This window comes from Peribacillus sp. NPDC097284, from assembly GCF_044761765.1.
Taxonomy (GTDB): domain Bacteria; phylum Bacillota; class Bacilli; order Bacillales; family DSM-1321; genus Peribacillus.
The window spans coordinates 18,773-33,045 of the sequence record NZ_JBIWCZ010000017.1 but is presented as its reverse complement, the minus strand read 5'-3'; the positions used below and the strand labels follow the sequence as shown (position 1 = coordinate 33,045).

The window sequence follows — 14,273 nt, the reverse complement described above, 5'->3', positions numbered from 1 at the left end:
TTGTAGCAAGCGGATAATTTTTACTTTACATAATAAATATGAGTTATAACACTGGTTAGACCAATGTTGATAAATTCCTCCCTAAATAAAAGAGAGATTTCATACATGGTGATATTGGCGGAACCTACTAATCTTTAATAAATATGTGTTTTATTAGCGTTAATTTCAAGAAAACGAAAAGTTGTTGAAAAAATCAAAATATTTAGTATAATGAAAACTGGTTGGACCAATTATTAATATTCATAATGATTTATGGACAAATAACTCGTTTATGAAATCGTTTACTTTATTACAATCAGATATTTGAGTAGAAAGTGGGAGATGGGGATGGAAGCAACTAGCGTAGGTTTAGTAAAGGCTTTAAAAGAAGTTCTATCGGAAAGTCAAGTAACCGAAAACCTGACAGTAAGAGAACTGCATGGCAGAGATGAATCCTATCATGCTACAAGCCTTCCGGATATTGTTGTATTTCCGGAAACAACGCTGCAAGTGAGCGAAGTTGTAAAGGTAGCAAGTATACATAAAGTTCCAGTGGTTCCTTTTGGATTGGGATCTAGCTTAGAAGGGCATGTCATCCCATACCAACATGGTATCACCATTGACTTTTCACTAATGAATAAAGTATTGGAAGTACGTGGTGATGATTTTCTTGTAAAGGTGCAGCCTGGCGTGACTCGTTCTCAACTGAACAAAGAATTGAAAAAATACGGTTTATTCTTTTCCGTCGATCCGGGAGCAGATGCTACCCTAGGAGGAATGGCTGCTACCAATGCTAGTGGAACTACATCAGTTAAATATGGTGTAATGCGAGACCAGGTCCGTGATCTTGAAGTGGTTCTTGCGGATGGTTCAATTATACATACCGGTAATTTGGCCGCTAAATCATCATCAGGTTACCATCTAAACGGCCTATTCGTTGGTTCTGAGGGGACCCTAGGATGTTTTACTGAATTAACCCTTAGAGTTTACGGAATTCCTGAGCATATTATGGCCGCAAGAGCATCCTTTCCTTCATTGAATGATGCAGTTGAAGGCGTAGTATCTATATTACAGGCTGGCATTCCAATCGCAAGGGTAGAGCTAGTGGATGAGCCATCCATGAAACAGGTGAATCTCCATAGCGATACAAGCTATAACGAAGGTCCTACGCTATTTTTGGAGTTTCATGGGAATGAAGCTGGATTGAAACAAGATGTAGCTTTCACAAAAGAAATAGTAGCAGAACATAATTGCCTCGATATTGAATTCGAAACAGATAATGCTGCTAGGAACCGCCTATGGGAAGCTCGCCATAATCTTGCCTATGCTTATATTCACGGCCATCCTGGGAAAAAACTGATGGTAACGGATGTCTGCCTGCCGATATCGGAGCTATCTGGAGCCATTCACCACGCCAGGGAAACGGTGGATTCATTAGGTCTGACCGGTGGAATCGTCGGCCATGTAGGCGACGGCAACTATCATATCCTCTTAATGATCGATAACGAAAATAAAGAAGAGGTGGGAAGGGCTAAACAATTAAATGAACAAATTGTTCTATACGCCCTTGAACGCAACGGAACATGTACGGGAGAGCATGGAGTGGGAGTCGGTAAACAAAAATATCAGAAACAAGAACATGGGGAGTCACTCTTGGTGATGGAAAAAATAAAAAAAGCCCTTGATCCTGACAATCTATTAAATCCAAGTAAAATATTCATGCAAGAAGGAGAGTGACGAGATGAAAGTTCTAGAAACTCTCAGTGCGTTAGCCGGAAAATATTTTGCTGTTTGGGTTATCTTAATATCCGTCATTGCCTTTATGTTTCCAGATCCCTTTTTGGGTCTTGGAGGATATATTACGATATTGTTAGGCGTTGTCATGTTCGGAATGGGTCTTACGTTAAAGGCAGTTGATTTTAAAATCATCATTACAAAACCTCTGCCCGTAATCATTGGTGTTGCCGCACAGTTTGTCATCATGCCATTAGTGGCATTCTTTATTGCGAAAGTCATGAATTTACCACCTGAATTGGCTGCAGGGTTGGTGTTACTTGGCTGTGTACCAGGCGGGACCGCCTCGAACGTTATGGTATATCTAGCAAAAGGGAATGTTCCCTTGTCAATTGCTATGACTTCGGTATCAACCTTACTGGCTCCAATTATGACACCATTGCTTCTGCTGTTGCTGGCAGGCCAATGGATGCCGGTTAATTTTTCATCAATGTTCATGTCCATCGTTCAAGTCATCATTCTTCCCATTGTTTTAGGTCTGATCATTAAAAAGTTTTTCCCTGTTATAGTAGAGAAAAGCTTAACCGTATTACCGCTTATATCCGTTGTAGCTATTATCACGATTGTAAGCGCAGTAGTTTCAGGAAACGCCTCCAGTATTGCTACATCTGGGTTCCTTATTTTCACGGCAGTCATGCTTCACAATGGATTCGGACTTCTGATTGGTTACTTTGCGGCAAAAGCGCTTGGGCTTGATGAAGTGAATAGAAGGGCGATTTCAATTGAAGTAGGCATGCAAAACTCTGGATTAGGCGTTGCCCTTGCAACTGCTCATTTCGGACCGTTAGCAGCGCTCCCAAGCGTTCTGGCGGCTGCTTGGCATAATATATCCGGACCCATTCTTGCGACATACTGGTCAAAAAAGTCTGCTGGTAATAAAGAGATCGAGGAAATACCGGTGCAGCCAATGGAGACGAAGGTTTAAATATGAATGATTTAAGAATTCCATTCTTCATGGGATTCTTTTTTTGTCTGAAATTGAAAAGTCCAAAGAATTTAGATCCAATAGTAGAACGTCGAACAGTAGAGTTTTTGGGATCAGACAAGAATTCAGACAAGGTGAAAGTAACACTTTGTCTCACATAATCATGTACATCATATGAAATAGTATCTATTATTGGTCTCCAAATAAAATTTCATTCTATTTGGAGATCCTTTGAACATATAATGAAAAAATTCAGAACTACGTTCGACAGCAACAATATATTGTCGTTCAATAAAAGGAAATCTGTAAAATATTTCGAATGGTATTTGCATATTAAAAGATTTTGGAAGGATTCCTGAACCAAGTAGGATTGGCCTTTTTCTGTGAAATGCTTATGAAAAAGAAAATGGGGCAAAATAATTGCCTTTGAGCACGGGGCGGGAATCGAATGAGATTAAATGGAATGTAGATTCGGAGTTTATTAGGGAGGTTTATAAGTGGGCAATATTGATAATAGAAAACGATTAGATGAAGCTCCGTTTAGTTACAGAATTACCAAAAGTAATACTGTTTTTATCGATTATAAGGGAAAACAAGTAAAATTATTAAAAGGTAAAGATGCTGAAAAAATTTTAGAAAAGATTAACATTGCTGAAAATGAAAAAGCAGTGCAACTGATATTGGCAAAGATCACAGGGAACTTTAAAAGAGGAAATGAACGTATTGTGAATTCAAAGAATAATGGAAAATCCTAAAAAAGTAATACACTTATTGAGCAAATAGGGGCTTTAGTTCAATAACGAGTCGGGCACTTCCTTTTACTAAAAGGAGAGATTATCGGACATTGAGAAGGAGAAGTCATTATGAGGAACTGGAAGAAGAAAACTTCACTAGTATAGATATTATAGGAATGAGCAGCGCCTTAAATGGACTGCTCTTATTTATTATCTCAGCTCCGCTCATTAAATCGTTTTGGTGCATTATAAAATTTTTGGTGCATTAAAGAGCGAAACCTGTGTAGCATTTTATACGGAAACCTTTTTACGATTATAAGAACCCTTTCCTTTCTTATTCTTGATTACACGAGTGGAGGGGTCGAAAGCCCAACACATTCTACTATTTGTTAGTTCGCCAATTGTTTTCTTTTTAGTTTTAGCCATATGTATTCCTTCTTTCGTAGATATGTAGAAATAAAAAAAAAGCCGGAAATGGCTACCTTTCTATGGAAGGGAGGAAAATAAGATGTCAAACATAAAGTAAAAGGGACTAGCTTTATATGGCTAATCCTTTTTCTTTTCTGCAAAATAAAAACCGATCTTAGTTATCAAGTATAAGATAAACAAGACATAAAGATTTCTTGAAATGACTACACCATTGACACCTAGTTCATACCCTAATGGTATTAAAAAGTCGGGATTAAATACAATAACAAGAGCGATCACTAAAGGTATCAAGGTCAATATTAAATATAACTTTTGATTATTACTCATAGGTATCCTCCAATCCTAATTTATGTATGTATTGGTATTCTCATTATAATAACATCCATGATTTGCAAATAATACAAAATTAGAAAGAGAAGGAGGGGTTGGGCTTAAGGTTATCCGAGCTTTTTATTCTCATGAGCCAATTGAACGTTTAACAGCAATTAATTCTGCTTTTTCATTATATGCTTATACATAACCTTGTAACATTGATCCCAATTCTGAAAGAACAGCATTAATTACCTGGAGCATCCAAAGTTCCAGCTACCATAGTGTTATGAAATGCAGGAATTACTTTAGAATTATTTTGATTTTCAACGGGAACTAATGGAGCTTTAGATTAATAAAAAAATCACAAAAAGTGGCTATGCTTGAAATCAACATTAAAGTATAACAGACATGAAAGGTTAGGGAAGAAAGTCTGTCACAGAGCAAAATAAATAATTCTAGTTTACATAATATATATTATAGGAAGTTATAAAATAATATCAACCTTTGTCTCATATCATAAGAATACTTAACTAAGTGAGACCGAATCAAAATTTATGTTTTTATTTAAAGCTCTAACATAACTATGATTTTTATAACACATACAAGTTTTCATCTATTTAAATGATTTAAGATTTAATGTAAATAATTTATAAAACTATTATTGATTATTTTTGATCAGGATCACTTACAATTTTCATTCATTTTAATGCACTCACAGTAAATGTAATCTGGAAACTCCAGTGTTATTTTATTTCCATAACAGAAATATATTCATATGAGCTCCTGCTTATATTATTAATATTAGTCTCGCTTTAAATTACTTACCAGATAATAACAAGCGTTTGTATCACATTTTGTATCAAGCCTGTATATTATCCCCATACCATACGTTATAACAGCAAACCGCCAAGAGTCTTTAATTCTAAATGAAACAACATCCAAAATACTTTTTTATTGTTATGTAAACTTTGGTTTACCATACGAGTAATATCTCTCAATTTTGGATGTGTATTGACTTGAATTGTTTTTAAACCCACTATCAATATTACCCGCCCTTCCCCTTCTATCTCGTATTATATATATTAGTAAAATCCGTTTACTTCACTGGCTTCAATCAATCAAAAGTATAACGAATGAACAAGATATTCTTAAAACGCCCATTACTATATCAATATATATAAATATAAATAAAATGATAAAAATCACGGGTTAACACTTCAATAAAAGTATTTCAGAATAATAAATTCATTCGAATTTATTATTGATTTCCACTTTAACACTAATAATATCTATAAATTCTTTTCAACATCACAACCTTCCCAATTGTTAAATATAACTGTAGCCGCTTTCCATAAATTAAACTGAAAATGATAATTATGTTTCCTTTCCGTTTTCCCTCCAGTCTGATTTTGTTACGAATGATAGCAATTCCGTTAATACGTTCACTAATAAGTTCGCTGAGTATAAATGGACAAGTGTCACTCCTAACTAATTAATTGAATACATACTTTAGTCAATTAATTAGTTAGATATAGATTTCTTTTATAAGCAAAGTTATACAGATTTAAAACTATATTTCTAAACATTCCTCCATTATACCTACTATCAGTAAAGTACTTTACTCGCATTGACTAAGAAAAAAATCAATTGTAACCTTTAATAATATCTTACTCAAATTAAAGTAATGTATTTTGAGTAAGATGAAGTTCTAATTAAGGAGGTTAGTGAAATAAGTAATCATAGTACATGTACTTATTACTAAACTGCAAATTAATTAATAATTTTGGATTCTTTGAATGAAATAGTTTTGCTTTACGACAACTTACACGAGTATGAACTAATAACCAATATTTATTAGGAAGGATGATAGAACATGAATAAGTCAGATCAAATGATGCCAGAGCAAGTTCTAAATCTATTAAGTGGAGAAAATAAAGAGAATCCATTTTCTATATTCGCGCAAATACGTAAAGCGGGATCTGTCATTTCTATTCCAAACCCTTTTGGCCAAACAGATAGTAAAGCATGGCTAGTTGTACATATGGATGAAGCGATTCAAGTTTTGAAACAGCACGCTATATATACTGTAGACCCAAAAACGATTGAGAATGACAAAAGCTTTAGGGATAAAATGGCTAATGATGTAGATTCATCGTCGCCCGATACCTTTTTCACTGGGAAATCCATGCTCTTTGCTGATGGTGTAGATCATAGAAGATTACGTATGTTAGTTTCAAAAGCCTTTACACCTCGATACATGGAAGGGTTACGTTCTCGCGTTCAAGAAATCGCCGATGAATTACTGGATCAAGTTCAGTCTCAAGGTGAGATGGACATTGTTAAAGACTATGCTTACCCCTTACCGATAAACGTAATTTCAGAAATGTTAGGTGTGCCCCATGAAGATCGTGAAAAGCTTAAAGTTTGGTCCACCGCAATCGCTAATGGCCTAGGTTTGGGTAAACAAGATCCGACAGTTGGGAAGCACTTACAAGAGTTCGGGGAATATACTGAAATGTTAGTCGAAGAAAAAAGGAAGAATCCTTCCGATGACTTAATTAGCCAGTTGATTGCCATTGAAGAACAAGGTGAGCGTCTTGATAAGTCAGAATTGATTTCGATGATCACATTACTTATTTTTGCAGGTCATGAGACAACGTCGAACTTAATTGCAACTGGGACTATGATGTTATTTGAACATCCAGAACAGTTAGAAATGCTTAAGGCTGATTTAACTTTAGTTCCTTCAGCTGTTGAAGAACTATTGCGATTCAATGGTCCATCAACGATTGTAGGACCACGTTTTGCTAAAGAAGATACACGATTGGGTGGGCAGCAAATCAAAAAAGGAGATTTACTACTTGTGATGGTGAAAGCCGCCAATCGTGATGAGAAAGTCTTTACTGACTCAGAAGATTTAGATATAAAACGTAAGATAGATCGTCACCTCGCCTTTGGACATGGCCTACACGTATGTCTAGGGTCTCCGCTTGCTCGTATAGAAGGAGATATTGCCTTTACTACTCTTTTAAAACGAATGCCCAACTTAAGGTTAAGTATTCCTAAGGAGAAAGTTGAGTGGCAGTTTTCACTCTCATCCCAAAGTCTTGATTCACTTCCTGTTGCTTTTTAGAAATGTATTCACTCTTCTAGTTTTGATACTTACCAAAATAAAAACCCAAACCACTAATAGGTATTTATTGGTTTGGGTTTTTCACTATTAGAATTTAGGTATCATCAACCAACATCCCCTTCCTAATTAACTTTTAGTACAAATGCATACAAAGCATCACCTTTGGACACAGTAGCATCTTCTCCATCCATCCACCACACGCTATATGAATAATAGTAAATGCCTTTTTCTTTAGGAACAGTAAACTGATCATTCCTTAAATGAATATCTGTTTCTTTATTTTTCTCATTCGCATTAAACTGTGTTATATACATTTCATTTGGTTTAGGTTCATAATCCATCTTTATGGTAACCTTCTCACCTGGTAGTGCCTCAATAGGCTTTTTATCCGCTAATAGTTCCACTGGTCCTGCCATATCTACACAAGTATTTACTTTGTTATCGCTCCAACAGTAAGTACCTAGTTTCGTTTCATATGCTTCATTAGCCAGTTCAATCTGAACCTTTGGGGGCTTTTCCCCATCCATTTCATTACTGTTTGAACACCCCATTAGATTAAGCACAAAGAATGATAATGCTAACCATTTCTTCATATAGAATCCCCACCTTTATTAGATAGACGTTAATTCATATGAAAAGTTGCTCCAATTCTCCATTAATGAAGTATAGAACTATAAATAATTTTTCATCAGATTATGAACCTCCGAGTTATCAGGTACGAATTCAATTAATCATCAATGTACTCTACAAAATCCACTTAACTCCTCTCCCTATGTATGCATAGCTTCAAAGTAGATGTCCTTTCTCTTAATCTAGTCTGAACCTTCCAATACCAATATCGTTTAAATAAACTTGTACGTTACTTTGAATGGGTACGTCTTTAATGGCCATAAAGCCACTATCCTTGATTTTTTCTTCTAATTTGAGCCCAACATATTACTTAAACCCCTTACGTCTGCAAAGCCTCACCAGTCAACAGTATGAGCTTAACAAAATGATAGATTAAAATAGCATTAAGAAAACGAATAAAAGACGGAGTTTTTGAACCCCGCCCATCTTTCTTAAAAGATTCTCTCCTCGTTTAACTCGATTGCCAACTGTTTGAAAAACGACAGTGATTCAGGATTGCTCATGGAATCGGGATTTACTACTTTATCGAATTCGAATCCTAATAGTAGTTTACGTATTGGCACTTCCATCTTCTTACCATTCAACGTTTTTGGTATTTGATTGACGAGATAAATCTCATCTGGAATAAAGCGTGGGGAAACATGTTCCCTAATTTCATTTTTGATTTTTGTCATCAGATTCGAATCGAGAGTGTTCTCTCGCTTAAGGACAACGAATAGCAGCAAGGATGATCCTCGACCAAGTACCTCCCTATCAATAACCAGGCTCTCCATCACTTCATCCATCGCTTCCACGACACGGTAAATATCGCTGGTCCCCATGCGTACACCTGAACGGTTGATGGTAGAATCTGAACGTCCATAAATGATGCAGCTGCCTCTATCATCAATCTTAATCCAGTCGCCATGTTTCCAGATGCCTAGATACGTATCGAAGTAACTATCGAAGTATCTTGCACCATCATGATCATTCCAAAAATATAGCGGCATGGAAGGCATCGGTTTAGTGATCACTAGTTCACCGACATCATTTACTAGTGAGTTCCCTTGTTCATCAAATGCTTCAACATGGACACCTAACGAGCGACCCTGTATTTCTCCAATCCTAACGGGAAGTATGGATACACCCCCCACAAAGCCGGAGCATACATCAGTCCCTCCACTGGATGAACTAAGCCAAATATCCTTTTTAACATGTTCATACACCCACTTATAAGCATCACTTGATAAAGGGGCCCCCGTAGAAAAAAGAGATTTTAATTTTGATAGATCATATGTTTCGATTGGTTTAATGCCTAGTTTCATCGAGCTGGTAAGAAAAGGAGCACTAGTACCAAATGAAGTCACACCTGCATCTTCTGCCAATTTCCAAAGTGTATCCATGTCAGGATAGGAAGGACTGCCATCATAGAGGACAATGGTCGCCCCATTGAGTAGTCCGGCCATCAACAGGTTCCACATCATCCAGCCAGTCGTTGTGAACCAGAAAACCGTATCTTCAGATGTCATATCTTGATGCAGGCGCGTGGCTTTTAAATGCTCTAGAATGATTCCTCCATGTCCTTGAACAATCGGTTTCGGCATGCCCGTGGTACCTGAAGAATAAAGAATCCAAAGTGGGTGGTCGAATGCAACGCTTTCAAAGGACAACTCTGATGATTCTATTAAAAGTGTTTTCCATGGAATGATATTTTCTATATTTTGCTCTAGATTCTCTTTATCTATGTAAGGAACTAGTACGGTATGTTTAACTGTAATCAATTCTTTTTGTAACTGGGCAACTACGGATGTTTTATCGAACGACTTTCCATTATAGTGATATCCATCAACAGCAAATAAAACAACGGGTTCTATCTGTTTGAAGCGATCAATGACGCTTTTTGCCCCAAAGTCAGGTGAGCAGCTTGACCAAATGGCACCTATACTGGCCGTAGCCAAGAACGCAATGACGGTTTCAGGGATATTGGGCATGTATGCAACAACTCGATCACCCGATTTCACCCCTAGTTTTCTTAATGAGTGAGAAACAGAGGCAACTTTTTCTTTTAGCGCTTTCCAGCTGATTTCTTGATTGACTATATGCTCGGAACGAAAGAAAATGGCCGTCTTGCCTTCTTGTTCTTTCGATAGGGCATTCTCCGCATAATTCAACCGCGAGCCTTCAAACCACCTAGCACCTGGCATCGTCTGATCCGCTAAAACCCTATCATATGGTCTAGTTGCAATCACTTCGCAAAATTCCCACACAGATGCCCAAAATTCCTCGAGTTCATCGACTGACCATTTCCATAGTTGTTGATAATCTTGAAATTCCAAGCCTTTCTTTTCTTTCAACCAGTTTGCATAGTGTGTCAATCCCGTTTGCTCAATCCGCTTTTGTGTCGGTTCCCAAATGATTTGTCCTTCTGTAAGTGACTTCATATCATTTTCCCCCTTCGCTATCGAAAATCAAACAGTTTATTACTAGTTGTTTATCAATGCACACATCCTATAAATGGTAATTCAACTTGATGATACTGGATTGTTGAAATACCGTCAATCCGTATACAATCAAGAAGGCTGAATTATTCGATAATTCCCTTCAAACACGCCTATAGACCTTCACGTACTATAAAAGCTAGATTGAATATTTACTTAAAACGAAGTGATAAATATCTCCATTAATTTGTACCCATGAAAGCTAAGAATGAGGTTCTTCTTCTGAGAATCCCTCACAAGTTTTGTCTTAAAGAAATTTAAAGCTTCCCTATAACTAAACGTAAAAAACACTGAAACGAATGGTCCATTTCAGTGTCTAAATAGCTTTTTTCTTAATAAAGGGCTGATTTCGCAAGTGTGGTAATCGTAACATCATCCATGGGTGGATTATGAAGTCCTGCACGTACATCGCGGTAATATCGTTGCAGCGGATTAGACCGTTGCAGACTCTTCGCTCCAACGACTCTCATCGCCTTGTCGACAATGGTTATGGATTTGTTGACGACCGATAATTTAACCGCTCCTAATTCTTTTGATAATTCGTCATGATTTTCGGGTTGCATTTCCCATTTTTCCGCAATGGAAAAGAGAAAATGTCGCGCTTCCATTAATGCCAATTCAATTTCCCCAATTGTTCTTTGCACATTCGGAAGGTCGCGGATGGGTCCGGGTAGACTATTTGGGGAATACGTCTTTGCAAATTCGACTGCATAATTTCTTGCTGCGGTCGCAATTCCCAGATAACAAGCTGGTATATGCAGTAGCCAAGCATCCGGTATTCTTTTACCGGGATTTTTTTGCATGACATAGTACTTTTCTGGAATGATAACGTCATCTAAGACAAGATCATGACTACCTGTTCCCTGCATGGAAATCATATCCCATGTTTCTTCTATCGATACTCCTGGAACGTCTCGATGGACCAAAAAAGTACCCATCTGTTCTTCTTCCGTTACCCAGGCGGTAACAAGAAAGATATCAAGGACTGGGGAAAGCGTCGTAAACGTTTTACGGCCACTAAGTATCCATTTATCGCCTTTCTTACGTGCAGTCGTTTCAGGACGTCCTCCACGTGTGGGACTACCCGTTCCGGCTTCTGATGCAGCCGTATTGACAAGGGCTCCTCTAGATATTTCTTCGAAAAATTCGTCCATGACCTCTTTTTTCCACGGCCTTTTCTCCGTTAAAGATAAAACCGTCCCAACATGCCAACCAATTCCTAAAGCGGTTGGTCCACAATATTCTGCAATTTTCTCCTGGGCTAAGAGAAAATCATATAAGGAACCGCCCTGTCCTCCAAACTCTTTAGCCAACGTTAATGTTGGATAACCGAATGCTTTTAATTCTTGAATGTTGTCAAAAGGAAAACCTTTAGACTCATCAAGTGATTCGGAACGATCCGGGAAGGACTGTATCGCTCGCTCTAATTCTTCTATATATTTTTTTTGCGCGTCTGTTTGATAAAACATGTCGATCATCCCTTCTAGATATGTAACCAAATACTCTTACAAGTATTCGCGAGTATCATCCATCACTATAACTCACCTATATCTTATCACTTTAGTCATATATATGATTCGAGAATTCCCTTAATCGAATTGATTAAGGGATAATTTCTTCTTTTTCATATACATTATTAGCATGCTTATATGCTTCTTTCGCTTGCTCCATGCTTTTGTCTTCAATGAAATAAGTAATGGCAGCCTGACCAATGCCATATGTTACGGCTCCCGCTACAGCACCCGAAACAGCTAGACCTGCGCCGGGTATCAAACGGACTGCGGCACGCACGCCTTCCCTAACAAGGAGGCCTAATCCGACATTAATGCCTAGAGCGGCGATGAATTCACTTGCTGTTTTTGTGTTAATTTCTTTATCCGCGATAAATCCAATCACTACAATCATCAGTCCTTGAATACCGGTCAATATTGGAAAATCAGCAAATGGGATGGGTTCAGCGCCGATTAAACTGGCAATAGCGGTAAATGTGCTGACGATTGTCCGTGCGAATTTCTTCTTGACGAAGTGACTTTGCATGGCCTTAGCCGTCATTAATTTCGCTTCACTGGGTAAGGCCTCGATCAAGTAGGTAGATAACTCATCGATGTTCCATCTCATGTCGTAATCGATATTGCCATTTTCATCAAAATCAATATAAGAACAAATCGGAATGATATTCAAAAGTGGGATGTCGCTTTCTTTAAATCGCTTTTCCATCAACGAAACTGCTTCATCTATATGCTGTTTTTTCTTAGGGTGGGCATCAAATGGCACTTGTTTATAATGAGGTGGATCCAATTCATCGACTTGGGTAACCACACAGATTACTGGTACATCATAGTGATGTTTATTTTTCACGATTTTCCGTAGCTTATTTAGCTCTTTTAAATCTTCTTCAATCCGTGAATCGGTTTCTTTCGCTTTAATCAAGAAAAGAAACACATCCGGCTGTTCCCCAGTAACCGCATTAATTAACTCATCCATTGGTGTTTCTTCTTCAAACGCCTCTGTAGGCGCCTCACTTTCTCCCAAACCGCGAGAGTCAAGCAAACGGATTTTTGGATTGTTTTCACTAGGGTACCACAGCCATTTGCCTTTACCCGTTCCAGACTTAACAGAACTGACATATTGCCGTTTTTCTCCGAACATCGAATTAATAAGAGAGGACTTTCCTGAACCACGCCTTCCGACAAGAGCAATCCGTGGCTCCCTAGCATCAACCGTCATCGTTTTTACTTTTAAGAGTTGGTCCAGCATTTTATTCTTTTTAGATTCTGAAATAGGAAGTTTATCGACCTGGCTCTTAATCAATGTATATATACTACTCATTTCATCGCGCTTTTCTTTCATTGTGATTCCCCCTTAATTAAGAACAGTTTTATTAAACTTTACCCCTGAACGATTCGTCTTAAGCATATACATGAGATGATTGATCTTTTCAGTCACTAGGCATTAGTTGTTCTTAACGAAGTAAATGGAGATTGAAAGATGTTAGGATTTTTCTTCGAGAAAGGTCACTACGCTTGCCAGGTACTTTTGGATTTCCTGCACTTGGTAAGCCGCAGAATCGGCAATTTGTTTATAGTGATGCTGTCCTTCATCTGTAATCCGTAAATAACGCTTCGTTCGTTTTTCACTTTCCCATCTACCAACAAGTAACCCATTCTCCTCCATTTCGTGTGATAAATCATATAAGTATCCATTGGAGGCAATCCAGCCGAATTGATTTTTTAACAAGTCGGCAATTTCCCCCATATAAATCGGTCTTTTAGTGAAAGCGGCCTTCAAAGTAACGTAACGGACTAGATCCTTCACAGAAATGATTTTCGAGAAATAAGAGCGGTATTCTTCTGGTAGTTCATTCACAACCGGAGGATTCGTACCAGAACCTTTTAAATCGAACATAAACCTGTCAATGACCTTTTTCACTTCAGAAAAACGTTCCAGGAAATTTTCTTGGTACCATGTATAAAGGTCTTTCCCTTTTTCTGTTATTTGATAATAATTTCTTCCTTTACTCGTATATAATGATAAATGGCCGGATTCGACGAGATTATTAGAAATTTTACATAAGTAGTCATAACTATGGACTTTCCCTGTAAACATATTTTTCAGGTCTTGATGAATGGCACGTGGATAGTTAGCTTTATCCGTCAAAGAATGCAGTAAAAAAATCGTTAAGAATTCTCTCTGGCTTAATCCAACAGACTCAACCGTTGTAGATAGTTTTTCCCCTTTCTTCACTGTCAACCCCCCTTATATATTGTTTGTCACAAAATAGTTCAGCTTCTTCTTATTATCCTGCGCACCCACAAATTAGTAAAGGGTTTCGTGCCTAATTACCTTAGTACTTAAACTAT

At 37.6% G+C, this 14,273-nt stretch carries 11 protein-coding genes; 4 read left to right on the top strand and 7 right to left on the bottom strand.

Annotation, left to right across the window (positions count from 1 at the left end; genetic code table 11):
• The first annotated feature begins 327 nt into the window (after positions 1-327).
• The 3 genes from ACIQXU_RS19210 (at position 328) to ACIQXU_RS19200 (ending at position 3,453) form a co-directional block, all read left to right on the top strand.
• Positions 328-1,716 carry an FAD-binding oxidoreductase gene (locus ACIQXU_RS19210; protein ID WP_402991721.1) on the top strand — a complete coding sequence of 463 codons (1,389 nt, stop codon included), beginning with the start codon at positions 328-330 and terminating at the stop codon, positions 1,714-1,716.
• A 4-nt stretch (positions 1,717-1,720) separates the two neighbouring features.
• Positions 1,721-2,698, top strand: a complete 978-nt coding sequence (locus tag ACIQXU_RS19205) for a bile acid:sodium symporter family protein (RefSeq protein WP_402991718.1) — start codon at positions 1,721-1,723, stop codon at positions 2,696-2,698.
• A 497-nt stretch (positions 2,699-3,195) separates the two neighbouring features.
• Positions 3,196-3,453: a hypothetical protein gene (locus tag ACIQXU_RS19200; protein WP_402959434.1), complete on the top strand. Its 258-nt coding sequence runs from the start codon at positions 3,196-3,198 to the stop codon at positions 3,451-3,453.
• 270 nt (positions 3,454-3,723) lie between these two features.
• Here ACIQXU_RS19200 and arfA read toward each other — a convergent pair whose 3' ends face one another.
• Together arfA and ACIQXU_RS19190 are read right to left on the bottom strand one after the other, a co-directional pair.
• A complete protein-coding gene (gene arfA / locus ACIQXU_RS19195; protein ID WP_402991715.1) occupies positions 3,724-3,858 on the bottom strand; it encodes an alternative ribosome rescue factor ArfA in 135 nt (44 codons plus the stop codon).
• Between the two features lie 120 nt (positions 3,859-3,978).
• Positions 3,979-4,188 carry a hypothetical protein gene (locus tag ACIQXU_RS19190; protein WP_402991712.1) on the bottom strand — a complete coding sequence of 70 codons (210 nt, stop codon included), beginning with the start codon at positions 4,186-4,188 and terminating at the stop codon, positions 3,979-3,981.
• Positions 4,189-6,046: 1,858 nt separating this feature from the next.
• Between ACIQXU_RS19190 and ACIQXU_RS19185 the strand changes: the two genes are divergently transcribed.
• Positions 6,047-7,306 carry a cytochrome P450 family protein gene (locus tag ACIQXU_RS19185; RefSeq protein ID WP_402991710.1) on the top strand — a complete coding sequence of 420 codons (1,260 nt, stop codon included), beginning with the start codon at positions 6,047-6,049 and terminating at the stop codon, positions 7,304-7,306.
• A 122-nt stretch (positions 7,307-7,428) separates the two neighbouring features.
• Here ACIQXU_RS19185 and ACIQXU_RS19180 read toward each other — a convergent pair whose 3' ends face one another.
• The 5 genes from ACIQXU_RS19180 to ACIQXU_RS19160 all read right to left on the bottom strand — a co-directional run bounded on the left by ACIQXU_RS19180 (position 7,429) and on the right by ACIQXU_RS19160 (position 14,157).
• The gene (locus ACIQXU_RS19180) at positions 7,429-7,899 is read right to left on the bottom strand and encodes a hypothetical protein (RefSeq protein WP_402991707.1); all 471 of its coding nucleotides are present in this window, start codon (positions 7,897-7,899) and stop codon (positions 7,429-7,431) included.
• 468 nt (positions 7,900-8,367) lie between these two features.
• Positions 8,368-10,356, bottom strand: coding sequence for an acetoacetate--CoA ligase (locus tag ACIQXU_RS19175; RefSeq protein ID WP_402991704.1), 1,989 nt, complete (start codon positions 10,354-10,356; stop codon positions 8,368-8,370).
• A 389-nt stretch (positions 10,357-10,745) separates the two neighbouring features.
• Positions 10,746-11,891, bottom strand: coding sequence for an acyl-CoA dehydrogenase family protein (locus tag ACIQXU_RS19170; protein ID WP_402991701.1), 1,146 nt, complete (start codon positions 11,889-11,891; stop codon positions 10,746-10,748).
• A gap of 124 nt (positions 11,892-12,015) precedes the next feature.
• Positions 12,016-13,263, bottom strand: coding sequence for a GTPase family protein (locus ACIQXU_RS19165; RefSeq protein ID WP_402991698.1), 1,248 nt, complete (start codon positions 13,261-13,263; stop codon positions 12,016-12,018).
• 141 nt (positions 13,264-13,404) lie between these two features.
• Entirely contained in the window at positions 13,405-14,157 is a 753-nt protein-coding gene (locus ACIQXU_RS19160; RefSeq protein WP_402872911.1) for a PadR family transcriptional regulator, read from the bottom strand.
• Positions 14,158-14,273: the final 116 nt, after the last annotated feature.